The organism is Parabacteroides bouchesdurhonensis (assembly GCF_900186615.1).
Taxonomy (GTDB): domain Bacteria; phylum Bacteroidota; class Bacteroidia; order Bacteroidales; family Tannerellaceae; genus Parabacteroides; species Parabacteroides bouchesdurhonensis.
On the sequence record NZ_LT896588.1, the window covers coordinates 3,513,969 to 3,540,220 of the forward strand.

The 26,252-nt window shown below is 43.6% G+C and carries 15 protein-coding genes; 2 read left to right on the plus strand and 13 right to left on the minus strand.

Going from position 1 to position 26,252, the window contains the following annotated elements; genetic code table 11:
* Positions 1–18 precede the first annotated feature (18 nt).
* The 6 genes from C1721_RS15175 to C1721_RS15200 form a co-directional block, all read right to left on the minus strand.
* Complete coding sequence (locus C1721_RS15175; protein ID WP_102409029.1) at positions 19–2,652, minus strand: family 78 glycoside hydrolase catalytic domain; 2,634 nt, start codon at positions 2,650–2,652, stop codon at positions 19–21.
* Positions 2,653–2,793: 141 nt separating this feature from the next.
* A complete protein-coding gene (locus C1721_RS15180; RefSeq protein WP_102409030.1) occupies positions 2,794–4,590 on the minus strand; it encodes an alpha-L-rhamnosidase-related protein in 1,797 nt (598 codons plus the stop codon).
* Between the two features lie 20 nt (positions 4,591–4,610).
* Positions 4,611–5,423, minus strand: coding sequence for a rhamnulose-1-phosphate aldolase (rhaD, locus tag C1721_RS15185; RefSeq protein WP_102409031.1), 813 nt, complete (start codon positions 5,421–5,423; stop codon positions 4,611–4,613).
* Between the two features lie 7 nt (positions 5,424–5,430).
* Complete coding sequence (rhaT, locus tag C1721_RS15190) at positions 5,431–6,459, minus strand: L-rhamnose/proton symporter RhaT (protein ID WP_102409562.1); 1,029 nt, start codon at positions 6,457–6,459, stop codon at positions 5,431–5,433.
* Positions 6,459–7,718 carry an L-rhamnose isomerase gene (locus tag C1721_RS15195; protein WP_102409564.1) on the minus strand — a complete coding sequence of 420 codons (1,260 nt, stop codon included), beginning with the start codon at positions 7,716–7,718 and terminating at the stop codon, positions 6,459–6,461. The genes rhaT and C1721_RS15195 overlap by 1 nt, the downstream gene beginning before the upstream one ends.
* Before the next feature lie 26 nt (positions 7,719–7,744).
* Complete coding sequence (locus C1721_RS15200; protein WP_102409032.1) at positions 7,745–9,163, minus strand: rhamnulokinase; 1,419 nt, start codon at positions 9,161–9,163, stop codon at positions 7,745–7,747.
* A 156-nt stretch (positions 9,164–9,319) separates the two neighbouring features.
* On the opposite strand from C1721_RS15200, the gene C1721_RS15205 reads away from it, so the two are divergent.
* Positions 9,320–10,207 (plus strand): AraC family transcriptional regulator, encoded by an 888-nt coding sequence (locus C1721_RS15205; RefSeq protein ID WP_102409033.1) that lies wholly within the window; start codon positions 9,320–9,322, stop codon positions 10,205–10,207.
* An 86-nt stretch (positions 10,208–10,293) separates the two neighbouring features.
* On the plus strand, positions 10,294–12,009 hold the full coding sequence (locus tag C1721_RS15210; protein ID WP_102409034.1) for a sensor histidine kinase: 1,716 nt from the start codon (positions 10,294–10,296) through the stop codon (positions 12,007–12,009).
* 94 nt (positions 12,010–12,103) lie between these two features.
* On the opposite strand, the gene C1721_RS15215 is transcribed toward C1721_RS15210, so the two are convergent.
* The 7 genes from C1721_RS15215 to tilS form a co-directional block, all read right to left on the minus strand.
* Entirely contained in the window at positions 12,104–14,332 is a 2,229-nt protein-coding gene (locus C1721_RS15215) for a GH92 family glycosyl hydrolase (RefSeq protein ID WP_234347664.1), read from the minus strand.
* A 78-nt stretch (positions 14,333–14,410) separates the two neighbouring features.
* On the minus strand, positions 14,411–16,768 hold the full coding sequence (locus C1721_RS15220) for a GH92 family glycosyl hydrolase (protein ID WP_102409035.1): 2,358 nt from the start codon (positions 16,766–16,768) through the stop codon (positions 14,411–14,413).
* A 217-nt stretch (positions 16,769–16,985) separates the two neighbouring features.
* Complete coding sequence (locus C1721_RS15225; RefSeq protein ID WP_102409036.1) at positions 16,986–19,346, minus strand: ABC transporter permease; 2,361 nt, start codon at positions 19,344–19,346, stop codon at positions 16,986–16,988.
* A gap of 146 nt (positions 19,347–19,492) precedes the next feature.
* Entirely contained in the window at positions 19,493–21,826 is a 2,334-nt protein-coding gene (locus C1721_RS15230) for an ABC transporter permease (protein WP_102409037.1), read from the minus strand.
* A gap of 12 nt (positions 21,827–21,838) precedes the next feature.
* On the minus strand, positions 21,839–22,519 hold the full coding sequence (locus tag C1721_RS15235; RefSeq protein WP_102408619.1) for an ABC transporter ATP-binding protein: 681 nt from the start codon (positions 22,517–22,519) through the stop codon (positions 21,839–21,841).
* A 197-nt stretch (positions 22,520–22,716) separates the two neighbouring features.
* On the minus strand, positions 22,717–24,702 hold the full coding sequence (gene rho, locus C1721_RS15240) for a transcription termination factor Rho (RefSeq protein WP_102409038.1): 1,986 nt from the start codon (positions 24,700–24,702) through the stop codon (positions 22,717–22,719).
* Positions 24,703–24,895: 193 nt separating this feature from the next.
* Positions 24,896–26,218 carry a tRNA lysidine(34) synthetase TilS gene (tilS, locus tag C1721_RS15245; protein ID WP_102409039.1) on the minus strand — a complete coding sequence of 441 codons (1,323 nt, stop codon included), beginning with the start codon at positions 26,216–26,218 and terminating at the stop codon, positions 24,896–24,898.
* Between the last annotated feature and the right edge of the window lie 34 nt (positions 26,219–26,252).

Consider the following 26,252-nt stretch of genomic DNA (forward strand, 5'->3'; position numbering starts at 1 on the left):
TTCATTTCACCAACCGTATTACCGCGAGTATTGCAATATATGCGTACCGCCTTGCAATACATCCGTGCTATTTCCTACGCGAACTTCGGCCGTACAGCCTGACGGCACGGTAACAGTCAGCGTAACCAGGCTTCCTTCGGTACGCCATTCGCTCGTAATCAAACCGCGCACGGAATGATAGCTTCCTTTCACCCAGTCCAGATCATTCACAAAATGAGGAGTGATAAGTATACGGTTGAACCCCGGAGCAGACGGGTCGTAATTGATTCCGGCCAAAGCATTCATCATCCAGGCAGAGACATCTCCAAGGAACACATGGTTCAGCGAGGCGTCGGCAAACTTGTCATTCATAGTCCACGTCTCCGGCAAAGTAGTATATCCTTTCTTCTCTATCCAGTATCCCCACGATGGGGCATCGGTTTTCAGCAACATCTTCATAGCGTCCTCCACATATCCATAGCGGGTAAGCATAGCCGGGACGGTCTTGCTGCCCAACAAGCCGAAGTCTAGGAAGTGATCGTTGACCGCTACTTTGTCACGCAAAACTTTAGCCACCAACGCCTCTTTCCCTTCCGGCACAAAGCCCAGATACAGGGCAACACCCTGGGCAGCCTGCGTTCCACCCGCATATTCTCCGGTTTCGGCATTGAAGAACTTCTTGTTAATGATCCCTTTCAGCACCTCCGCCTTCTTTTGGTAAGGCGAAGCGTCTTTACCCGTCAATCCGGCAAAGTGTGCCATCAAGACGTTATCCAGGTAATAGTAAGCCGTAGAGGTATACTCCGTGTTGGTCTGCGTTTTCCAGAACACCCAGTCGCCAATGCCGTTGCTGAGAGTTCCGTCCGGCGTCTCCTTCGTCTTCAGATACTCCAGATAGCGTTCCATGGAAGGATATAATTGCTGGATACTACGGGTTGTTCCATAGTAATTATACAGAGCCTGGGGGATGATAAACAGGGCAGCGTCCCAAACCGGACCAGGCCAGTCACCATATCCCCAACTGCTGGAAGGGATGATACCGGAGATGTCGCCTATACCGTCGCGCTGGTTGTCGATAAAGTCGTTCATCCACTTCTCGTAGACGGTGATTCCGTCAAATCCCAGCAAGGCAAGGTCTATGGCAGCATGGGCGTCCGCAGTCCACCCGTTCTTCTCGCGTTGCGGACAGTCGGTAGGAATACTGTGCAGATTGTTCACATAAGCCAGCATCGTAGCGTCCCACAGCTTATTCAGCATCGGGTTGGAGCACCGGAAAGTACCTACCGGAGTGACGTTGGTGTGTATCTGCAATGCCGTGAGGCTTTCGGTGGTGAGTGTAACCGGTTTGCTGCTCTCCACCTCCACGTATTGGAAACCGTGGTAAGAGAAAGATGGTGTGTACACCTCGCCGTCGGGGTCGCCGCTGAGGGTATAGACATCGGTCTGGAATATCTCGTAAGGCTTGACGGGATGATAATAAATGTTGATGTTACCCTGTTCCAGCCGGCCGTCTTCCCGCAGAATCTCGCCATGCTTCATGGTGATGCGGGTTCCGCGTTCGCCCTTTACGTTGAGGCGGCAGAGGCCGGTCATATTTTTGTCGAACGAGAAGACATAGAGCTTGCTGCCGAAGGATTTCATATTGACAGGGCTAAGCTCGGCAGTAACCTGGATGGGAGGCATTTGCTGGGCCACTACGAGCGGAGCCGGAGAAGTGGTGAGTTTGGCAGGCTGCCAACCGCTGTCGTCGAATCCGGCTTCTTTCCAGCCCTTTGCCTCCAACGTAGCGTCAAACATGTCTCCACTGTAGATGTCGTTGTAGGTATAAGGCCCGGTAGCCGTGCGCCAGGAGTTGTCGGTAACGACAGATTCTACAGAGCCATCGGCATAGGTGATCCGCAGTTCGCAGCTCATCCGCGGACGGTCGCGCCAGCGTGCCTTCTCAAAGTCCCACACAGCAACGGACTGCACGTTGTACCAGCCGTTGCCCAGCACGGCGCCAAGGGCATTATCTCCGTCACGCAGCAAACCGGTTACGTCGTGCGTCACATACAGGATGCGTTTATCGAAGTGAGTATATCCGGGGTCCAGATAATTGCGGCCTACCCGGCTGCCGTTTACAAACAGTTCATGGTATCCGGCGGAGGCTACGTAGAGGCGTGCCTGCCGGACGTTCTTCTTCACGCTGAAAGTCTTGCGGAACAGAGGCGCAGGTTCAAACTCCTTGTCGTGATTGTCGGTTATCCACGTAGCCGGATGATTGGCAGTCTGCATATATCCCGTCTCAAAGGTAGCCACGTCGGAGGTTTTGCACCGGTGGCCGCCGGCATCCCATACGGTAACCGTCCAGTAGTAACGGGTAAAGGGCGTCAGGGCGAGTTTATCGGCGCAGGAAGGAAGGCCCTCGTCCATTCCGTTTTGCACAACGAGCTTCACGGGGTCTTGCCGCATATCGGGCGAGGTAGAGACCGTTACTTCGGCACGCGAGGGCATAAAGCCTTCTTCATTGCCGTCATATTCCCACGTAAAGCGGGGCGAATCGGTGTCCAGCCCGATGGGTTCTGTAAGATATTCGGTACGCAGGTTTACCGGAACGGTCTGTTCGTTCGGCCCTTTACAGGCTGTCAGCAACAAGGCTGTCAGCACGGACGCATAAATCAAGTATCGCTTCATATTATAGTGTTATTTAATGGTTTATTTTGATGTATTTCCGGTAACGCTCTTACCGCTATAGCGGTAATGCTTTTACCGTGTACGCGGTATGACCTTTACCGTTCTAACGGTACAACCTTTACCGTGTGCACGGTAAGAGCGTTACTGCGTACGCCGCAAAGGTCTTGCGCCCCACGCCGCAAGAGCGTTGAGGTGTACGGCGCAAAGGTATTGAGGTGCGGGGCGCAGGACCGTTACCTCGCCCGGCGCATTTACAACGCTGTGTATCTGCCCGTTGGCATCTTTCTCGTGACGTATCTCAATTACCCCGTAGGGTGTGGGGAAAGTGCCCTCCACCCATTGCAGGTCGCCCAGATGGGGCGAGATGCTCACCACCCTGCAACCGGGTTCTACCACTTCCACTCCCAATACGTACCGGCTAAGCCAGGCCGTAGGGCCGGATGCCCAGCCGTGACACAGACTGTGGCGGTATCCACGGTAACAATAGTTGCCGTAATCGCGGTGGATGTCTTTCATTCCGGCGGGAACAAGGCTGTCTATACGTGCCGCGCCGGGTAGCCAGTCCATGTCGAAATCTTCCCAGAAGGTAGTGGCGCCCAGATCGAGCATGGCGCCCCAATAGGTGCGTACCATGTCTAAAGCGCCGGTGTAGTTGCCCGCCTCGGCCATTGCTTTCAGCATATAATACCCGTAGAAGGTGGAGAAGCCCTTAGCCCCTCCTGCGGAAAGATACTTCCGGTCCGCCTCTGCGGCAGGCAGCAGGCCCGACAGCGCCATCAAGGCGGCCGCCTGCTTCGTTCCGGCAGGGTTCAGGCGTTTGCCGGCCTGTACGGCCTTTGTCCGGGCGGCTTCACAACGGGCGGCCAGTTCATCGTCTCCCAGCCAGAGGCACAACCGGACGCCTGCCCCGAAGGCTTGCACCATGAGCGATTGCAGTCCGGCATGGATAGCCTCGGCATTCTCGCTGCTGGGCCAGTCCAGGAAGCGGTTGCCGTCCAGCCGTTCCACCCCATCGCTGTCTATCTTGGTGAGAAGCAGCTCCAGCAGCCCCGTGATATACGATTGCTGCGCTTGCAGATACGCCCTGTTGCCCTGATACAGATACCAGTCGTGCTGGATAAGCAGCCACCATACGGAATACGAACTGATGCCGTTCATCCATTGCGGAAGAGGCGTTATGTCGCGTATCAAGTCGAGGCTTTTAGTAACAACGTCGTTGTTTCCAAAGGCGGCGCATACGGTCATTACCTCCGGATGCAAATCGCCCACCCATACCAGGCGGTCGCGCTTGATACCGTCCCAAAGATACTCCTGCATGTTCAGGTGAACGGTGTAAGCTCCGGTTTGCCAGATACGGTTCAAACGCTCGTCGTTGCAACGGAACGAGCCTTTATATTCCAGATCGCGGAAGGTGGAAACGGCACGTATTTCTTTCAGGTGCAGCTCTACATTGTCGTCCGGCAAGTCTATCCTCACAAAGCGGAAGCCGGAGTTGCCCGCCTCTGTCACGCCCAGCCAGGGAAGCTGCAAGGTGAAGTCGCGCATGGCATGGTCGTTGGTAGCGCCGTTCAGCCCGTCGATGTCGCACATGGCCTCACTGGCCGACTCTCCCAAACGTACGCGGACGGTAATGGGTTTGCCGGCAGGTGACATGCCGGTGACGAACTGTAGGCCGCCTTGCAGCTCCCGTCCGAAATCCAACAAGATGGCGGGATGCCCGGCGGAGGCGCTCTTCATGATGCAGATGTCGCCGGAGGATACCAGTTCGGATTGTCCGTTGCCGGGACGAAGCAGGCGGTCTGCGCAGGATATTTGCTCGCCGCCTTGCTGCCAGAGAATCCTGACGGGAGGCAGATACTCACGCACACGGCTGTCGCGCTGCCCGGCAAATACTCCGCATGAACAAAGCAATGCTATAAGGATAAGAAGGTGTTTCATGCTATCAAAGGTTTTTAAGTCTAACCGTATATTTCCAAACCGAATGGTTCTACCAGGCCGTCCAGTTGCTCGTCCGTCATGCCTTCGGGCTCGAACCCTGCCATGCGGGCGCTAAAATAGATCTGGGCGGATTTGCTGAGCGTATCAATGGCGTCGAAGCATTCTATCACGTCTTCGCCAACTGCCAGGATACCGTGCTTCTCCCAGAACACTACATCGTGGTGTGCCAGCTGTTCGATAGTAGCATGTGCCAACGCCAGCGTGCCGGGTATCTCGTAGGGCACTATCCCCACTCCTTTGGGCACAATGATACGGCATTCCGGAATCATGCTCCAAAGCGTACGCGTAAGCACCTCCGAGTTGAGGAAAGGCTTGCAGTGCGTCATGCCTATCAGGTCGGTGGGATGCGTGTGAAGCACCACGCGATTGTCGCGTCCCGACCGTCTTACAAAGTTGTGCATCAGCAGATGCGATGGCAGTTCGGAAGTGGGCGCAATGGCTTGCTCTGCAATGATGTCGTACGACTTCCCGTCATCGGCAATGCGTATCAGAGAGCCGTTGGCAAAAGGGTCTTTGGCTACGTATCGCATTCGTTTGCCTGTTCCGGTAACGTAAAACACGTGTCCGCACAGCTCCGTTACCTCTTCTGCCAAAGGGACGGAAGGACAAAGGGAAGGCAGTATCTTTTCATCGTCGGTAAGGAAAGAAGATACGTTTACGGATATGTTTCCGCCGTTACGTTCCGCCCAGCCTTTGGTCCACAGGTAGCCGGCCACTTCGGCGATACGGTCTATTTCCGCCATCAGGCGGGTATTGTTTCTTATTGTTATCATGTCTGTTTCATTTAATTAAGTTCGGATATAAAAGAGAAAAGATAAGTATGCACATGCCGGTTATCAGTATAACAACAGTACGCTTTCCCGCTCCTTTCCATTCTTTCAGCAGAATTCCCCAAAGGTTGCTGAACACTACATTCAGAGACATCAGGATGCTCCACGAAAAAGCCAGCATTACCGGAGAGCCGGCAAAGTAGCTCTTCCCCATGCCCAGGCCGAAAAACTGCGAATACCACAACACACCGGCCAATGCACAAAATAACAGATTATTGAGAAATGTACCTCGCGATACGGATAAATAATCATGTCCTGTCCCATTCTTTATGTTCTGATAGATACAATAGACGGCATTAGTACAGAATCCGCCTATGGTAACGAGCAAGACTACCGGATTAAGAGCAAACAACTCGTTAGCCCCGGCCGATTTGGTCCGTAGCAATACCCCGTTGCCGGCCTCCAATCCCAAATTAAAGCATGCACTCATGATACCTGCAAGGAGAGCTACAAGGAGGCCTTTGGTGAGTGCAAAGTCTTTCACGGCCGCTTTTTTCTCCTCCTCCGTCATGTTCCAAGCTTTCAGGCTGCCCGCATATCCTATCACCGCGATACCGGCAAGAGTAATGCAAACACCTGTCAACAGAACCAATCCTGTTCCATGCAGCAAATCCGTGCCACCGAACAATGCCGGAAACAAGGTTCCGAAACCGGCACATGTACCCAACGCGATACTTTGACCAAGGGCGACTCCCAGATAACGCATGCTTAACCCGAAGGTTAATCCGCCAATGCCCCAAAGCATTCCATAGATTACAGCGGTAACGCTTCCCTGTGTATTCCACAATTCCAAAAGGCTGCAACCGTCCGGAATAGCCAACAAAGCGCCCAGGTAAGGGAAAAGCAGCCAGGCAAAGATTCCCTGTACCAGCCAGAAACTCTCCCAACTCCACTCCCTAACCTTGTTGATAGGCACATAGGAACTGCTTTGCCCCAAGCTGCCTATTGCTATAATCAATAATCCGATGCCGATATCCATCATACCCGTTTCGATGTTACTGCCTGTTCGTATCTTTCTATCTCCCGGATGTAAGCCTCTCCTACCGGAACGTCATTCTGCAAACAGAACATATCCCAGACAGCGCTCCAAGGCAGGCTCTTTAATTCTTCCTGTAAGGCAAGCCGTTCAAAATACTTACCTTCGTCTTCATATTGGCGCAATAAGCCAACCGGTTCTAATAAGGCTTGCATGAATGCCTTCTGGGTAGCCCGGCTTCCTATTACATAAGCGCCGATGCGGTTGATAGTTGCGTCGAAGTAATCCAAACCGATGTGCACCCTGTCGAGGGCATCGCAGCGGATTATCTCGCGGGCAAGGTCAAGAAGGTCGTCGCTTAGTATGACAACATGGTCGCTATCCCAACGTACCGGACGGCTGACGTGTAACATTATCTCCAGAGTGAAAAGGAGCAGTGAAGAAACTTTGTCGGCAATACTTTCCGTCAGGTGGAAATGTCCGGTATCCAAAGTAACGATCTTATTCTTCTTCGCGCCGTAGCCCAGATAGAAGTCGTATGATCCTACCGTATAACTTTCCAGTCCGATGCCAAACAGTTTTGCTTCAATACAATCTTTCATGTTCTTATATTCGGTAGCGAATATCTCGTCCAGCGACTGTTCAAGGATGCGGCGGTATTTGATACGGCTGGCGGGCACTTCTTTGCTCCCGTCATGTATCCATAGATTCATCATGCAAGGATCACCTTGGAACTTACCCATTTCTTCGCTGATCCGGCGGCAACGTTTCGTGTGCTCTATCCAGAAGTTACGGATTCTGTCGTCCGGATTTGCCAACGTCAGATCTCCGCTCTTAGGATGGGAGAAAGAAGTACTGTTGAAGTCTAGTTTAAAGTCGTTCTCCTTTGCCCATTGCATCCAACTTTCAAAATGCTGTGGCTCTACTTCGTCGCGATCTACTTTCTTCCCTTGGAAGTCACCGTAAATCTCATGCAAATTCAAACGATGCTTGCCGGGGATAAACGATTTTGCCTTCAAAACGTCATCGCGTAACTCATCAATAGAGCGGGCTCGTCCCGGATAATTGCCGGTCACCTGGATACCACCGGTTAATGAACCGCCCTGGTTCTCGAATCCGGACACATCATCCGCCTGCCAGCAATGCAAGGAAAGAGAAATCTGTTTCATCTCTTCCAATGCCTTATTTACATCTACTCCAACAGCAACATATCGCTCGGCTGCCACTTCAAATGCTTTATAAACCAAACTGTCTTTTATCATGGTATTATTCTTTAATATTTGCAATATCATTGAGGTTGAAATGTTTCTAACGGGAACGAGGCAGCTATCAGACGGCGTATATCCCAACGGTCTGTCAACAATCCGGCCGATTTAGCCTGTATCAGGCAATTTCCGATAGCCGTAGCCTCCGAAGGGCCGGCAATAACCGGAATGTTCGTGGCATTCGCTGTCAGCCGGTTTAACAGTTTATTTTGTGAACCGCCGCCAATAACATGTAATTGCATTATCTCAAAGGGTGACATGGAAGATAACATACCTAATACTTCCTTATAACGGTTAGCCAGACTGTAAAATATGCAGTGAACATATTCCGCCTCCGATGCAGGCGCTTGTTGCCCGGTTTCTTCACAATAGGCGGCAATCTCTTTCAGCATGCTCTCCGGATTGGCAAAACGGGGATCGTCCGGATTAATCAATGAACTAAAGTTTGACTGTTCCGCCATACGTTCCATATCCTGATAGGAGTAATTCAAACCGGTACGCATCCATTCATCCCGGCATCGTTCCAATATCCACATACCTGTAATATTTTTAAGGAAGCGGATTGTGCCCTCTATTCCTCCCTCGTTCGTAAAGTTATTAGTATAAGACTCTTTATTAATAATGGGGGTATCCACCTCTATACCCATCAAACTCCAGGTACCGCTATTCAGATAAGCGAAATGCGGCGTTGACGCAGGTACAGCTGCTACTGCCGAAGCTGTGTCATGACCGGCTACCGCTATCACCGGAATCTCTCCTGTTCCGGTTCTCCGGGAGATAGAAGGGCTAAGCCGCCCGATTAACGTACCGGGCATTATAACCGGACTCATTAATGAAGAAGAAACTCCGACCGACTTCAATAAATCGGAGTCAAAGTTATAAGTTTGCGGATTCAACAACTGGGAAGTAGATGCGATAGTATACTCGCAAACCATACGTCCGGTAAGCATATATGCCAGTAAATCGGGGATAAACAAAATCTTTGCGGCATTCTTTTGCGGCACAAACGTATCTGCTCCGGAACGGAAAAGTTGATATAGAGTATTAAACGGCATTACTTGTATGCCGGTCCGTTTATAAACTTCTTCACGAGACATCTGTTTAAAGAAATCTTCCGGAGCGCCTTCCGTATAAGGATCGCGGTACGAACGCGGTAATCCCAGCAAAGATCCATCCGGAGCAATATAACCGAAATCGACGCCCCAAGTGTCAATTCCTATGGAATGAAGAGTTATTCTCTGCCGGCTACATATCGCCAGGCTTTCTAACAGAGAAGTATAAAGCGCGTATATATTCCAATAATACCGTCCGTGTAATTCCACCATCGAATTCGGGAAACGATTTATTTCCTTTACTTCAAATTTATCATTACTTAAAGTACCTACTATGGCACGACCACTTGTGGCTCCAATATCAAAGGCCAGAAAATTGTATTCTGTCATGGTTTAACAAAGCTTATTTTATATGATAACAAAAATAAAAGATCAATGCTTCCTTCTATTTATGAAAATGATATTAAACCTTTCAAATATGACATTTCCTATGGATAGTTATGCAATTTTATGTATGTTTGTTTTTAAAACCATACACAATCTAATATGCACGAACAGAAAAGCGACCAACTATATTATCTGACTGTTACTCCTACAGATGAAGATTGGGGAATTGTAGTAACAACCGCCGGCTGTCAATTTATACCTCCTCAGGCACATTATCCTTTATCCGGTCACCCTGAGAACTACAACTTCAAGCCTCAGAACGGACGTATTCTTAACGAATATCAGTTAGTATATATCGCCAAAGGCAAAGGCTATTTCTCCTCCCAATCATGTAAATTACAAAAGGTCAACAGCGGAACGATGTTCCTCCTTTTTCCCGGCGAATGGCACAGTTATTACCCCGACAAGGAATCAGGGTGGGATGAATACTGGGTTGGATTTCGTGGCATACATATTGACAGACGTGTAGAAAAGAAATTCTTCTCAAAAGAAGAGCCCATCCTTCATATAGGATTGAGTGCGACTATAATTGAATTATACGAAGACATTCTAAAGTATGCTTCACAGGAGAAATTCGGTTACCAACAAATAATATCCAGCATCGTTTTACATATCTTGGGAACTGTATATTATAAAAACAGAAACAATTCATTTACCAATACATATATCGTAGACAAAATAAACCAGGCCAGACTTCTGATGAAAGAACATCTGGACAATCCTCTCTCCCCTAAAGAAATCGCATCTTTAATCGGATTTAGCTATTCATGGTTCCGTCGTTCTTTTAAAGAATATACAGGTGTTTCTCCCGCCCAATACCAACTACAGCAAAAACTGTCAAAAGCAAAAGAGTTACTAACAACTTCATCCATGAACATTTCAGAAATTGCCTACTTTTTAAAGTTTGATAATGTAGGGCAATTCTCTACGTTCTTTAAGAAGAAAGAAGGCTTAACTCCCTCCGAATTCAGGGGAAGAGCCCACTAATAAGTATTATTTAATAAACAACAAGAATATATTTAAAATTAACTCTTACATTTGTACTACAAAATTCAAAAGAACTTAAATAGAGCATGAATACATCAGACAATGATCAAAATAAAGCTTTCAATAGTATAAATTATGCGAGTAATAATTTTCTCGATCAGATTATCTCATTACGGGAAGCTATGTCGAAAGTTTTAAATACGCTAATCCGTACAGACCAGGATTCTGTTGTAGACCAGGCATTATTACAAATATTGGCATACTTTGACGTAGACCGTGTTTATATCGGTATATTCAATGAGCAGGAAAGCATTGTGGATTTTACCAACGAGGTAACATGCGATGGTATTGTTTCCATGCGCGAAGATTTACTTCGTCAGCTTTCCAAAGAAGATGTTCCTTGGTGGATCAATATGATTAGCGAAGGAAAAGATATTATTATCAACAACATTAGTTTAATGCCGGCAGAAGCAGGAAAAGAATATGAACTTCTTCAACTGCAAAATATCAAATCACTATTATCTATTCCTGTTTTTTATGAAGGAAAAGTTCGTGGTTTTATAGGACTTGACTCTGTAAAAAGACAACGTTCATGGACAGTATTTGATACAGAAAACTTACGCGTCTTTGCCGACATACTTGCCATTGCCATCGAAAGAGCCCGTGCTAAAGGCATTGCAAAATATACCGAAGCTCAAAAGCTAAGAAGCGAATCCAAATTCCAGATTATCTTTGAAAAGCTACCTTGGGGAGTAGAATTATATGACGAAAACGGGAATTTATTAGACCTGAACCAAGCAGACATAGACATTTTCTGTACAAAGAAAGAAGAAGTAATAGGCATCAACATGTTTAAGAACCCCAATATTCCTAAATGGGTAAATAAGAAATTAAGAAAAGGAGAAGATGTGGCTTTCCTAATCGACTATGATTTCAACATTCTAAACAAAAGTGGCTATTATAGTTCATCTGATACAAAAAGCGTAAAACACCTGCAAGTAAAAGGCATCCCTCTAAAAGATGCAGACAATAACATATTTGGTTACTTGTACATAGTATTTGACGACACAGACAACCAGCGCAAAAGAGAAGAAATGTGGGAAAAAGAGCTGGAACTTGTAAAAATAAAAGAAGCGGATAAACTAAAATCGGCCTTCCTCGCAAACATGAGCCACGAGATACGGACACCACTAAATGCCATTGTTGGTTTTTCGGACATCCTTGCTGAAACAGAAGAAGAAGAAGAACGAAAAACATATTTAGATATCATACATAAAAACAATGATTTATTGCTCCAGTTAATCAATGATATTCTAGACTTTTCCAAGATAGAAGCAGGAATACTTGACTACAATATAACCGAAGTTGATATAAAAGAAATCTGCGGTGAAATAGCTATTACAGACTCTATTAAAATGCCACAGGGAGTAAGTCTTATATTCGATTCAAATTTGCCTTCTATATTAATCAAGACAGACGAAAAACGCATCATTCAAGTTATCTCAAATTTCATCAACAACGCGATCAAATTCACCGAACAAGGGAGCATAACGATATATTATGAGACCATAGATAATATGCTCAAAGTTTGCGTTAAAGATACAGGCATCGGTATCAGCAAAGAAAATCAAGAACGAATATTTGAACGTTTTATAAAGGCCAATACTTTTAAACAGGGCACAGGTTTAGGACTTACTATCAGCAAAACAATAGTTGAACATCTGGGAGGAACGATCGGTGTAGATTCGGAAGAAGGAAAGGGAGCTACATTCTGGTTTACATTGCCATTGAATCAAAAATAGCATAGAAGTAATTGAATAGAAAATTTCATTCCATTCGGAAGAAAATTAAATTCCTTTCGAGAGAAATCAAAATTTCTCCCGAAAGGAATGAATATTATTTCGGCATTGGCTCAGCAGAAGGCGGTGGTGTAGATGTCCCCCACTCTTTATTTGCTTTCGATCCCATTTCCAGTTCTAACAAGCCTCCATTTACAATGTCGCTATGATTAAACCAGGGCTGATTTAAAGTTACTCCATTCAATTTGGCTGATTGAACATATTTATTTTCATCGGAAGCATTATTCGCTTTTATCTCAAAGGTATTGCCTCCTCCCATATCAATCTTGACATCAGTAAACACCGGACTACCGATATTATATGTAGGTGATCCGGGAGTAACCGGATAAAATCCCATCTGGCTGAATACAACAAAGGCAGACATTCCTCCTCCGTCTTCATCACCGGGAACACCCATCAAATCGTTACGAAACCACTGATTCAACAACGTACGGATACGTTTCTGGGTTTTCCATGGCTGACCGGCATAATTATATAAATAAGGAATATGCAAACTTGGTTCGTTAGCCATTGAAAACATACCAACATTTCCGGTATGATCGGGTAAAAATGAATAGAATTGCCATTTAGACATTCCAAGCGGTGTATTGAACATGGAATCCAATGCGGAGACAAAGGCTTCATTTCCACCCATCAAAGAGATCAAATCCGCAATATTATGTTGCACATCCCACCGATAAATATAACCGTTGTTCTCGTCGTAATAGTCGCGAGCACCTAATCCTCCGTCGTAACGGTAATCCAGCGGTTCGATGAAATTGCCGTCTTTATCTTTCGGGTGAAAAAACTTCGTAACCGGATTAAACAAGTTTCGATAATTATAAGCGCTACGCATATAATGGTTTGCGTCATCCGTTTTCCCTAATTCCTGGGCAATCTGAGCCAAGCACCATTCATCATAGGCCGTACCTAATGTAACAGCTACCGGCTGACGCTTTTCCCAAACAGAAACATTCGGAACAGTTTCCGCCTCTCCCGGTTTTAACGCAGGAATATAACCATGCGCTTTATAAAAATCATCCAACCATCCGGCAGGAGCGCCCGACCACGGAATCAAGGTCTTTTCTTCTATACCTTTTTTAGCTGCAATATAAGCCTTTTCCAGTTCAAAGCCACGCAATCCTTTACGATACGCATCAATAACCGTAGCAACAGCATGATTGGAATTCATACGGCGACTATCACCAGTTACTTCCGGGAAAGTAGGCATCCAGTTTGTACCCATTTGCTCTGCCATCAACAGGTAAGAATTGATAATATTATTTTCCTTTTCCTCATCAATTAAAATTCGTAGCGGATGAGTAGCACGGTATGTATCCCAAATCCAATCGTCCGTATAGAATGCACGACCGCCATCTTCATGAATCTTTCCGTCAAAAGCACTATAATAACGGCCATCTTCGCTCAACTTAACCGGGCGTTCATAACAACGATACAAGGAAGTATAAAATACAATTTTTTCGTCCTCACTGCCGCCTTTTATCTGGATTTTACCGAGAGCATCGTTCCAATCGTTACGAGCAATTTTGGCAACAACATCTACATCATAAGCAGCAATTTCGCGCTCCAGATTGTTTTTCGCCTGTTCTTCATCTATAAATGAAATTCCATAACGAACGCCCAAATTTTTTACATCATTACCGAAAGCAAGAACAACAGCGGCATCTTTTCCCTCTACTGTATTTTCTCCGTAATTAACCGTTCCGTCAACTAAAACACCGGTTTTTTCAGGCTTTTTATTCGTTTCCGCATATAAATAAACTTTTGTTTTCTTATCTACGTATTGATAACCGCTAACAACATTACCGTCGGTCTTCAATTGCCCATTCCGGCTGTTGAATACCAAATAAGCCGGACTGTTTTTCTCAAAAGTAATAGTGTACACGGCACTTTGATGAGAAGGAGCAAAATCCACATCAATATCATTATCATCTAAATAGACCTGATAACGATAAGGCAATATCTTTTCATGGTCATAACTGTAATTTATCACAGGTTGCAAACCTGATTCATCTCCCTGATACGGACTAAGGTTGAAAGCAGAACTACCTCTGTGACTGGTCACAATAATAGGTAAGCCGCTTAGACGATCACCTGTAAAATCAGCCCGTTCCGGATATACACGAAGCATACTGTTTGGCAAATGTACCGTCGGATATGTAGGGACCAGCAAATGGCTGATATTTCCCATATATGGATTTACATAATCAACCGGCGTCTTTTGGTTTGCCGGAATCCTTCCATCTTGCGTGCAAGATGGAAGCATAAATACGGAGGCGGCAACCAAACAGACTTTACCAAGACGTGCCAGCATATTTGTCTTAATATTCTTGTTCATACTGTTTTATTTTTTCTTCTTTGACTTGGGAGCGGTAATAGGAGATAATTTGCTGATTCCTTCTTCGTTAACAGAAAAAGAATACGGCATATCTTCCGGATTGATTCCTCTGTTATAATTAGGTTTATCACCCATCTTATAGTCAATTACACCGCCTTTAAACAAATCATTATGATCCAGATAATTCTTCGTGTAATTCTTACCGTTGAAAGTCATAGATTCAATATAGATATTCTTTGCACTGTTATCCGGAGCATTAATTACCAAATTATTTCCATTTTCAAAATGTAAAGTAGCCTTCTTAAATAGCGGAGCGCCTAACACATATTGTGTTGTTCCCGGAGCGACCGGATAGAAACCTAAAGCAGTAAATACGTACCAGGCAGAAGTCTGTCCGTTATCTTCGTCACCACAGTATCCATCAGGTCCGGGAGTATACATGCGATCCATTACCTGACGCAACCAGTACTGGGCTTTCCAAGGCTGACCTGCGTAATTATACATATAAATCATATGTTGGATAGGTTGGTTACCGTGGGCATAGTTACCCATATTCATAACCGTCATTTCCCTAATTTCATGAATAACCTGGCCATAGTAACTATCATCAAACAATGGCGGAACGGCAAATACGGAATCCAGCATCATCACAAAGTTCTTCTTGCCTCCCATCAGGTCTATCAAGCCTTGCGGATCATGGAATACCGACCATGAATAGTGCCAGCTATTACCTTCCGTAAAAGCATCACCCCATTTCAATGGAGAGAACGGAGCCATAAACTCGCCGTTTTCATTCTTTCCACGCATCAGCATTGATTCCTTATCGTACAAATTCTTATAGTTCAACGCACGACGGGCATACAATTCCAATTCCTTCTTCGGACGGCCTAAATCCTTTGCTATCTTCCAGATACACCAATCATTATAAGCATACTCCAACGTACGTGCTGCATTTTCATTAATCTTCACATCATAAGGAACATAACCCAGTTTATTGTAATATTCGTGTCCTAAACGACCTGTTGAAGACACTGTAGGATGTACATTCTCCGTCCCGTGAATCAAACCTTTATACAAAGTTTCCAGATCATCCACCTTAACGCCTTTCATATAAGCATCCACTAAGATTGATGCCGAATTATTTCCAACCATACAACCGCGATGTCCGGGGCTAGCCCATTCGGGGAAGAATCCGCTTTCCTTATATACATTAATCAAACCTTCCTGCATTTCCTTATTCATAGAAGGATACATCAGGTTTAAGAATGGGAATAAACAACGGAATGTATCCCAAAAACCGGTATCGGTGAACATGTAGCCCGGCAATACTTCGCCGTTATATGGGCTGTAATGAACCACTTTTCCGGCAGCGTCTATTTCATAAAACTTGCGTGGGAACAACAGCGAACGGTACATACATGAATAGAACGTACGGAATTGGTCTAATGAACCTCCTTCTACTTCAATACGTCCCAACACATCGTTCCAAGCATTCTTTCCTTTATTTACCAAAGTTTCAAAGCTATCGTTACCCAACTCCTTCATATTAACAGCAGCCTGGTCGAAGCCAATAAAAGAAGAAGCGATACGGGCGTGAACCACTTCGCCTTTCTTTGTCTTGAAACCAATTACAGAACCAACATGGTCGGAAGTCTGTTCCTTTGCACCTTCTTTCAAAGTGGCATCGGCAAACGTAGCTTCATACGTAAACGGTTTATCAAATTCAATAATGAAATAATTCTTGAAATTATCAGGAACACCACCACTGTTCTTTGTGCTGTAACCGATAATCTTGTTTTCTTCCGGGATCACTTTTATATATGAACCTTTATCCAAAGCATCCACTACAATATATGAATTGTCTGACTCCGGAAAAGTAAAACGGAACAGAGCGGCACGGTCTGTTGGAGTAAACTCTGTTACTACATCATGTTCCGCCAGATAAACTTTATAGTAATAAGGCTTTGCTATTTCTCCTTTATGAGAAAACCAGCTTGCCCGTTTATCCTGATCAAATTCAGGCTTGCCAACTACCGGCATAATAGCAAACTGGCCATAGTCATTAATCCAGGGACTCGGCTGGTGGGTTTGTTTGAATCCGCGAATCTTGTTCGCAGTGTATACATATTGCCAACCGTCACCCATCTTTCCTGTCTGTGGCGTCCAGAAATTCATTCCCCACGGACGGGCAATGGCAGGATAGGTATTTCCTGTTGACAATTCAAAGGAAGACTGTGTACCCATTAACGGATTCACATACTCTACCGGATCAAAGGTCTCGTTTTCATTAGCTGCGGCGACAAGTTTGCTGTTCCAGGCCAATACAGTCATTAAAGCGAGAATGCAAACACATTTTTTCTTCATGATATATTTTATTTAATTCAACTAATTATTTCTGTTCACAAAGTAATAAAATCTCTTTACTTTCTGAAAGTATTACGCCCTCCTTTTTTCTAAAAAATCAATAAAGAAGAGCATGTAATACATAATTAGTTTGATATTTCTCATTAAACACAGCGATATTCAACGGAAAGCTACAGTATAACAAGAAATAAGCCTTCGTCACGAAGATAAAAACCTTTTATTCATTTTTCAGGCTGTCAACCGGATCGGCATTTGCCGCCTTCCAGTTCTGGAAAGTGACTGTAGCCATTGTTACAATCGTTACAATTAAGAATGCAACGGCAAAAACCCACCAATACAGAGGAGTCTTGTAAGCAAAATTTTCAAGCCACGTCTTTACGCCATACCACGCAACCGGAGCTGCCAGCACAAAACAAATGGCTACGATACGGAAATACGTTTTATTAAACATCGCTAATATTTCTCCCACCGTTGCGCCATGTACTTTACGAATACCTATTTCTTTCCGGCGATATTGTGTTTCAAACACAACCAATCCAAATACACCTACCAAAGAAATAATGATTGCCAATAAGCTAAACATCGTAATCATACTTCTCAAATTCTCTTCCCGATGGTACAGATTATTAAATACCGTATCATAAAACTCTATATCGAAAGGGAAAGAGGAATCGATGTCCGCAAGCGTTTTACGAATATGTTCCACCGCAGCATGCACATCTGTTCCGGCTTTCAGGCGTATATAAGAAATAGGCAGAGAAACATCGTCTGTTACTACAAAACCAATATTTTCCTCACCTTGGCGAAGCGAAGTAAACTTGACATTCTCCGAAAAGCCAATAATATGTCCTACGCGGTCTCCCCAGCTGCCAAATAAATCTCCCGCATCCATATTCATATCTCTACGGGCAGCTTCATTAAATACATATGTCAAATCTTTAGATTGCGCATCCGAACGCTGGAAGTTACGACCTCCGGTTACCTGTATTCCCATTGTAGAAAGGAAGTTATAAGAAACCGGCAATAAGAAATATTGGAACTGCTTTTGCTTATATTCGCCCCCATTCGTACTGTATCCGTCTCTAGACCCCAGCTTCTGCATAGAGAAAGCTACATCCTCAATACCCGGATATTCTTTCAGACGACTTATATACGTATCACGGTGTTCCTTATATAACTGTCCACCCAATTCTACGATTGCAATCTGGTCTTTATCGAAGCCCAATGAAAAGCCGCGCATATAATTATTTTGCAAACGCATAAAGCTGGCGCCAATAATCAACATAATAGAAACAACAAACTGGATACTTATCAATGCTGTACGCAATTTGCGTCCGGAAGGAGAAAGTCCGAAACTTCCCTTTAGCACCAATGCCGGAGGAAAAGAAGTTATATAGAAAGCAGGATACAGCCCTGCTATAATGCCTGTTAGCAGAGCAACCAATGCCGATAGGAAAATAACCGGAAGATTGTCTGATATACTGAGATCAGCCTCTATAAAAGGTAATGAGGCCGTTTCATTCAGTGTCCACACGATAAAAAGGCTGATAGACCAACTCACCATACATATAACAATTGCTTCCACCAGCAAAGAACCGCGCAATATACGGTCGGAACTTCCCAAAACCTTTTGTGTATTGATACTCTTAATACGCAATGGAGTAAGCGCCGTACTGAAATTAGTGAAATTAATAGCAGCCACAATAATAACAAGCAACGCGATCCAAAACAAAAGCATTGTAGCCTCTGTATTTCCGCTTCGGAAAATATTCCCGTCATGGTCTTCATTCAGATAATAAATATCAGTAAGTGGAACCAGTTTAATCTTTTGGTCCGAACGATCTATCTTTGAAAAATCGAAATGCTTATTAAAATTATCCGTCACATTCTGAGCCGACAATACATTATCCAGCAGCACATAACAAACATAATTACTGGATTGGTAATTCGTTAGCGAATATTGAGCATCTATGGCAGAATAGATAACATTCCTCAACTGCGTGTTGCCCGGAAAATCACGATAAACCGCCCCTACTACAAAATCCTGACGTTCCTTAGACCAAACGTATTCTTCCGCACGAATCGCCTTTCCTACAGCCGGTTCGTTCCCGAATAATTTATGAGCCAGGCTCTGAGGAATAATCACCTTTTCGGGTTCATTCAAACAATCGGCCGTTCCTTCGATAATAGGAAAATCAAACAGGCGGGTTATATCCGGATGGCATGTTTGCATTGTCTCCCGGAAACCTCTCTTTTCACCATTCTCCATTACCGAGAAATAAACCGGCGCAAGAAAAGGGTTTATAAGTGAACCCGCCTCAATATGAGGAGAAGAATGAATAACATCTTCAATAAAGGCACGAGGTAAAATAGTGGAAAAAGCCCCTGCTTCACTCAAATCCACCCGAAAAACCCGATCTGCCGTAGGATGGCATTTATCAAAATTACGCTCAAAATTTACTTGTACAAATATGACGATAAAGGCGGCAAAAGCAACCGCTAGTCCGGCGACATTCAACACGGTTGCCATCTTAAACCGCCTTAACACACTTAGAAAGTTACGTATGATCGTTTTCATCTATATTTATTTTTTATTTTGTTTCATGCTGATGGAACAAATGTTTCATGCCGACGGAACAAGTGTTTCATGCTGGTGGAACAAAAGTTTCACGCCGGTGGAACAAAAGTTTCACGCCGGTGGAACAAAATGGAACTTTTCTCTTTTTATTCACTCTTGATGCTGTTTACCGGATTCTCGTTAGCCGCCCGCCAATTCTGAAAGGTTACCGTAACTACAGTAATAAACGATATCAGCACAAAAGCGACAGCGTATACCCACCAATACATCGGGACTTTATATGCAAAATTCTCCAACCAACGGGATATCGAATATCCGGCAATAGGAGCTGCCAGAACAAAACATATTATCAAAATCCGGACGTATGATTTATTAAACATCACAATAATCTGACCGGTAGTAGAACCTAATACTTTACGTACGCCTATCTCTTTTTTCCGGTATTCACTGTCGAACACTACCAAGCCAAACACGCCTACCATAGAGATAAAAATAGCAATCAGGCTAAAGAGTGTAATAAGGGAACTCAAGTTCAATTCTTTTTCATAAAGGCTGTTCAATACTTCATTGAAAAAACGAATATTAAACGGATATTCCGGGTCCATCGATTTAAGAGTAGCCCTCACATGTTGCATCGCATCGCCTAAATCCACGCCTTTACTAACTTTAATATACGCAAAGTTAGCCTTCGTCCCCCAATTTCGGGTTCCCCATACGAAGAAAGCCATAGGAGAAACTTCGGTACGGAAAGATGCGAACTTTACATCCGGCATAAAGCCTATAATCTCAGCACCTTCAATCCGCTCTCCTATCGCAAGGTCATAACTTTCCTTTGCTTTCTGGTTAAAGATATAAACTCCTTCCTGGGTGTTTTTATCTTCTTCGCGGAAATTTCGTCCTTCTTTAATCTCCACGCCCATTACTTCAAGGAACTGGTAATCTACCGGCAGGCATTGGAAGTTGATTTCTTTATCACGATACGAACGCCCCCAACCCATATACTGATCGGAACTTGACAGAAGAGGTTCGGCAAACGCAACAGCCGTAATGCCTGAATATGACTTCAACTGGTTGGCAAAAGCCTCCTGGCTGTCTTTTATCTCCTTACTTAGATTCGTTACGATAATTTCATCTTTCTCATATCCCAACGGCGTATGTTGCATATAATAATTTTGCAAATACATAAACAAAGAGCCTATGACTAAGGAAAACGAAGCGATAAACTGAATGCTTATAAGGACATTTCGCAACTGCCTCCCTGTCGGCGATAAACCAAAACTACCCTTTAATACTAAGGCAGGAGGAAACGACGTCATATAATAAGAAGGATATAATCCGGCCAGCAAACCGGTAAGCAGAGCCAATACCGCTGTAATAGAGATCAACACCGGATGCACGGATATAGACAAATCGGCATCCACCAAAGAAGCCAAAAAAGAATATTGTAATGAATAAAGAAGGCCTAAAGAGCAGACAAAAGAAAGCAAGCTGATGATAACCGCTTCGGCAATCAACGACAAACGGATCATTTTTTCTTCGCTGCCCAGTACTTTTTGCGTATTAATACTTTTAATACGCATAGGAGTAAGAGCCGTACTAAAGTTTGTAAAGTTAATGCCGGCAATAATAACTATAACAATTGCGATGGCAAACAAAACAAGCAATGCCTGCTTGCTGGCCTTCGGAGTATGATCGTATGTAGTATCGGTAACAAAGTGCAAATCTTTGATCGGAGTTAAACGAAGTTCACGGCCTTCCAGAGACGCACCTTCTCCTGTAGCTGTAAAATTCTTCTTGAAATTAGCAAACAAACCTTCTCTGCTTTCGGGTTTATCCAGACGAACATAACACGTATAATTCCAATTCTCCCACGCATGCAGGTTCTCATCTCCCATTTGCAGGTAAATAGGGTTGTTTAATGATGTGTTTTTAGGAAAATCTTTATAGACGCCGCCTACGGTCAATGTCTGGAAATCGGTCTTTAATAGTTTATTTAAGGCAGATTCGTTACCAAACAATTTCCGGGCAATGCTTTCAGGAATCAATATTTTATCCGGTGCTTGCAAAACATCATCGCTTCCCTCTACCATGTCAAAATGGAAGACTTGGGTAATGGACGGATATGTCATTACAATGGGTTCTTTATAAGACTTTACGCCATTGGCATCATTAACGGTGAAGAAAATCTCACCCATCCACGGATTACATAAGGCTAATGCTTTGATGTGTGGAGATGATTGGGCAAAAGCATCACTAAGGGGACGGCAAATAACAACACCTGCTCCTCCTTCATAAGCATTCTCCACGCGAAATATGCAATCACCCTGAGGATGGCTGGTATCGAAGCTTTGGTCATAGTACCATTGCATCATAATCACCATAAAGGCGGTAAAAGCGACAGAAAGTCCCAGCATATTTAATAAAGCAGCGAACTTGAAGCGCCTTAATACCCCAAGGAGATTTCGTAGAATTGTTTTCATACGGGTTTTGTTTTAAATAAACTCACTGACAGACGAAACGATACTACCGTCGAACAAGTTAATAACACGATGTGCAAAACTGGCGTCATGCTTGGAGTGGGTTACCATTACAATGGTTGTGCCTTCCTTATTCAATTCCGTCAATAATTGCATAACTTCTGCTCCGTTCTTTGAATCCAAATTACCTGTAGGCTCATCGGCTAGGATTATCTTCGGGTTAGATACAACGGCACGGGCTATGGCCACACGCTGCTGCTGACCGCCGGACAACTGCTGAGGAAAGTGAGCCGCACGGTGACTGATGTTCATTCGTTTCAGGATGTCCGTTACCATTTGCTTACGTTCGGCAGCTTTTATCTTTAGGTAAGTCAACGGCAGTTCTACGTTCTCGAACACATTCAGTTCGTCAATCAAGTTAAAACTCTGGAAAACGAAGCCGATATTCCCTTTACGTACCTGAGTACGTTCTTTCTCTTTTAAATGGCCTACTTCCAGTTCTCCCAAGTAGTAATTACCCTCAGAAGGATTATCCAACAAACCAAGGATATTCAATAATGTTGACTTACCGCAACCGGAAGGTCCCATGATTGCAACAAACTCGCCGTCCTTTACTTCCAATGATACTTTATTCAATGCAATTGTTTCTACTTCCTCTGTGCGGAAAAACTTACTCAATCCTTCAATCTTGATCATAATCGTATTTGTTTATTTATATTTACATTTATAATTACAAATGAATATTCAAATAGTATGCCAAAAACAACAACTTATTATTTATCAAAGCATTAAATCATATATTAACAAACAAGAGTGTCCAATAATTAGACACTGTTGTCTAATTATTGGACACTCTTGTTTACTTTCCCTACATTTCGGGAACAGATCCTTACTTAACCGTTCATTGAAGCAAGGAATTCCATATTATCAGAAGTTTGTTCCATACGTTGCTTAACAAATTCCATCGCTTCAACAGAATTCATATCAGACAAGTATTTGCGCAAAACCCACATTCTATTCAAAGTACTATCGTCTTGCAGCAAGTCGTCACGACGCGTACTTGAAGCCGTAATATCAACAGCCGGATATATACGTTTATTAGATAACTTACGATCCAACTGTAACTCCATATTACCTGTACCTTTAAATTCTTCAAAGATTACGTCATCCATCTTTGAACCGGTTTCCGTAAGAGCTGTTGCCAGAATTGTAAGACTGCCTCCATGCTCGATATTACGAGCCGCACCAAAGAAACGTTTGGGCTTCTGCAAAGCATTTGCATCCACACCTCCTGAAAGAACCTTACCGGATGCAGGCTGAACCGTGTTATAAGCACGGGCCAGACGAGTAATTGAGTCTAATAAAATAACGACATCATGACCGCATTCTACCATACGTTTTGCTTTGTTCAAAACAATTTCGGCAATCTTCACATGGCGTTCTGCCGGTTCATCAAAAGTAGAAGCAATAACTTCGGCATCTACACTACGAGCCATATCTGTTACTTCTTCAGGACGCTCATCAATCAAAAGGATAATCATATATACTTCCGGATGATTGGCGGCAATAGCATTAGCAATGTCTTTAAGTAACATTGTTTTACCGGTCTTCGGTTGGGCTACGATTAAACCACGCTGTCCTTTTCCTATCGGAGAAAATAAATCGACTACACGGACTGCGATATTATCATACACTTTAGGTGCACGACGAGCAGTAAGCATAAACTTTTCATCCGGGAATAACGGAGTCAGGTGATCAAAAGGAACACGGTCACGAACTTCTTCCGGTCCGCGTCCGTTAATCTTATCAACCTTCACCAACGGGAAATATTTCTCCCCTTCCTTCGGAGGACGAATAGCGCCTTCCACTACATCACCGGTCTTTAGGCCAAACAGCTTAATCTGTGACTGTGATACATATATATCATCAGGAGATGTCAGATAATTATAATCAGAAGAACGTAGGAAACCATAACCGTCCTGCATCATTTCCAATACGCCGGTTCCGGTCAGGATACCGTCAAACTCATATTGTTTCTCTTGCTGTTGGTTATTATTGTTATTATTACGCTGATTATTATAGTTATTATTCTGACGATTATTCTTATTATTGTTGTTATTGTTATTTTGAGAAGGTGTATTTTGTTCGTTTTGTACCGGACGGTTTGTATTTTCAGATTTAGGATGTGAAGGAGAGAAAGGGAAAATCTGATCAAGCACGGAATTTGCATCCGGATGACGGAATACAACACGTTTTGGCTCATCTTCTGTATGATTGGAAGCCGGTGCTTGTGTTGTTTCCACAACATCTTCAACGGTTGTTGCTTCCGGCAATTTTACTTCTTCAACCACTTCCGGCATCACTGGCGGTAATAAAGGTTTTTCTTTCTTTTTATTTACTTTCACCACCGGGGCTTCTTCTACTACAGGAAGAGTTTCTGTAACTTTCTCTACAACAACGTCCTCAGTCGGGAGTACAGGAGCAGCAGCACCTGCTACTTTTTCTTTCTTTTCAATTCGAACTCTCTTTTTACGTTCGGGTTGTTCTTTCTTTTCTACTACTTGTTTGGTTTCTTCTACTGTTTTTTCAGAAATAGGTTCTTGTTTAGTTTCAGCATTTGTCTCAGCCTTTACAACTTTTGAAGTCTTTGCCGGTTTTGCCGGTTTAGGAGCTTTCTTAGTACGGGTTTGTTTTTCAGCTTTCTTAGCTTCTTTCTCTGCTTGTATACCAGCATATGAGATAGCTTGTTCATCAAGGATTCTATATACAAGTTCCTCCTTTTTCAAGCTGCTTACTTTTTTAATACCTAACTCTTCCGCTATACTTTGAAGTTCAGGAAGAAGTTTTTCATTTAGTTCTAAAATGTTATATTTTTGCATATTGAGAAGTGAATAATATAAACGTCACACGCACAGCCATAAATAAATGCGTGCACAACGCTTTCATTGTATCTTAATTAGTGAAATAATAATTTTTCATGTAAAAACCGGATTGTTTATCTAACCGAATCATTAGTAACACATCTGCGGAGTAAATCTTTGCAAATGTAAGAACATTTTTATAGATTCTACTTTATTCTGTAAAAAATTTTACGATCAAAGCCTGTTTCGTTGTTTTATCTATACGAAAACGATTATCGGATCGCTCTCCAACCAACCAAATAACATCATTACCACTACACAGTAACCACGTTTGTTCCTTATCAAAAAGACTATATTTATGATCGGAGAAATAATCACTCAGCTTTTTTCGGCCAGTCATTCCAAATGGTATAAACCAATCTCCTGCCTGCCATTTACGTAACACAAGGGGAAATGTAAGTTTATCATAATCAAAATAAGCTATATTCTTATCTTTTTCTATTTGGAATTCATTACTTAAAACAATTTTACGGAAAGATAGTTCAATCGGTATATGGCATTCAACGTTTCCCTCTTCTATCATATATTGAAACGTTTCTTCTTTTTGTAATGGAGCAAGAAGCAAATAATCCCGGTCTTTTATCAAACGATGAGTAGATGAATAAAAAGATTTACCTGATTCATGGCGTAATGACAAAAACAGGTCATCCGTAACTAACCGGGTAAAATTGAACGGTTTCAATAATTCATATAATATTGTCTCCGGAGCAGGATATCGAAGTAGAGCATTAATAGACAAACGCTGCTCTCCCACCATTACATCTCTGCGAGCTTCATTTATTACATTTATATATATGGTTTCAACAGCCGATAAATGTTCCGCGGTTCTGGCTATCGTATTTCTTACGGAAGGATTTATTTCCTCTAATAAAGGAAGCACCTTTAAACGAATAAAGTTTCGCGTATAAACATCAGACAGGTTCGAGCTATCCGTAACATACGAATAATGCTGCTCAGATAACCATGCAAGAATATCGTCCCTGTTTACCGGCAATAAAGGACGGACTATATAACCGTTTTTCGGACGAATCCCCCGCATACCTCTTATACCTGTTCCACGTACCAGATTCATCAGTAAAGTTTCAACACTATCGTCTCGATGATGAGCTACGGCAATAGCTTGTGCATCCAGTTTGCATCTCATATCTTCAAACCATTTATAGCGCAACTCCCGTGCAGCCATCTCTATGGAAAGATGCTTTTCTTCCGCATATGCAATCGTATCGAAATCTACTTTATAAAAAGGGACATGTAACGAGCGGGCAAATTCTTCGGCAAAATGCTCATCCCTGAGTGATTCATCACCTCTCAAATGAAAGTTACAATGAACGGCGATACAAGAATAATCCAGACGTACAAGTGCAGCCAGCAAAGCAACAGAGTCCGCTCCGCCACTCAAACCAACCAAAACAGGCTTATCATTATCAATAAGCAATTGGTATTTTTCTATATATGTACGTATGGTGCTTATCATAAAATACGGTAATAACCAAATCCCCTCTTGAACC

Bases quoted from the DNA above. Each gene is read 5' to 3' on its own strand.
- C1721_RS15220 (WP_102409035.1), bottom strand. From the start codon at position 16,768: ATGAAGAAAAAATGTGTTTGCATTCTCGCTTTAATGACTGTATTGGCC.
- C1721_RS15200 (WP_102409032.1), bottom strand. From the start codon at position 9,163: ATGACAGAATACAATTTTCTGGCCTTTGATATTGGAGCCACAAGTGGT.
- C1721_RS15175 (WP_102409029.1), bottom strand. From the start codon at position 2,652: ATGAAGCGATACTTGATTTATGCGTCCGTGCTGACAGCCTTGTTGCTG.
- C1721_RS15210 (WP_102409034.1), top strand. From the start codon at position 10,294: ATGAATACATCAGACAATGATCAAAATAAAGCTTTCAATAGTATAAAT.
- C1721_RS15180 (WP_102409030.1), bottom strand. From the start codon at position 4,590: ATGAAACACCTTCTTATCCTTATAGCATTGCTTTGTTCATGCGGAGTA.
- rhaD (WP_102409031.1), bottom strand. From the start codon at position 5,423: ATGATAACAATAAGAAACAATACCCGCCTGATGGCGGAAATAGACCGT.
- C1721_RS15225 (WP_102409036.1), bottom strand. From the start codon at position 19,346: ATGAAAACGATCATACGTAACTTTCTAAGTGTGTTAAGGCGGTTTAAG.
- C1721_RS15215 (WP_234347664.1), bottom strand. From the start codon at position 14,332: ATGCTTCCATCTTGCACGCAAGATGGAAGGATTCCGGCAAACCAAAAG.
- C1721_RS15230 (WP_102409037.1), bottom strand. From the start codon at position 21,826: ATGAAAACAATTCTACGAAATCTCCTTGGGGTATTAAGGCGCTTCAAG.
- rhaT (WP_102409562.1), bottom strand. From the start codon at position 6,459: ATGGATATCGGCATCGGATTATTGATTATAGCAATAGGCAGCTTGGGG.
- C1721_RS15235 (WP_102408619.1), bottom strand. From the start codon at position 22,519: ATGATCAAGATTGAAGGATTGAGTAAGTTTTTCCGCACAGAGGAAGTA.
- C1721_RS15195 (WP_102409564.1), bottom strand. From the start codon at position 7,718: ATGATAAAAGACAGTTTGGTTTATAAAGCATTTGAAGTGGCAGCCGAG.
- rho (WP_102409038.1), bottom strand. From the start codon at position 24,702: ATGCAAAAATATAACATTTTAGAACTAAATGAAAAACTTCTTCCTGAA.
- C1721_RS15205 (WP_102409033.1), top strand. From the start codon at position 9,320: ATGCACGAACAGAAAAGCGACCAACTATATTATCTGACTGTTACTCCT.
- tilS (WP_102409039.1), bottom strand. From the start codon at position 26,218: ATGATAAGCACCATACGTACATATATAGAAAAATACCAATTGCTTATT.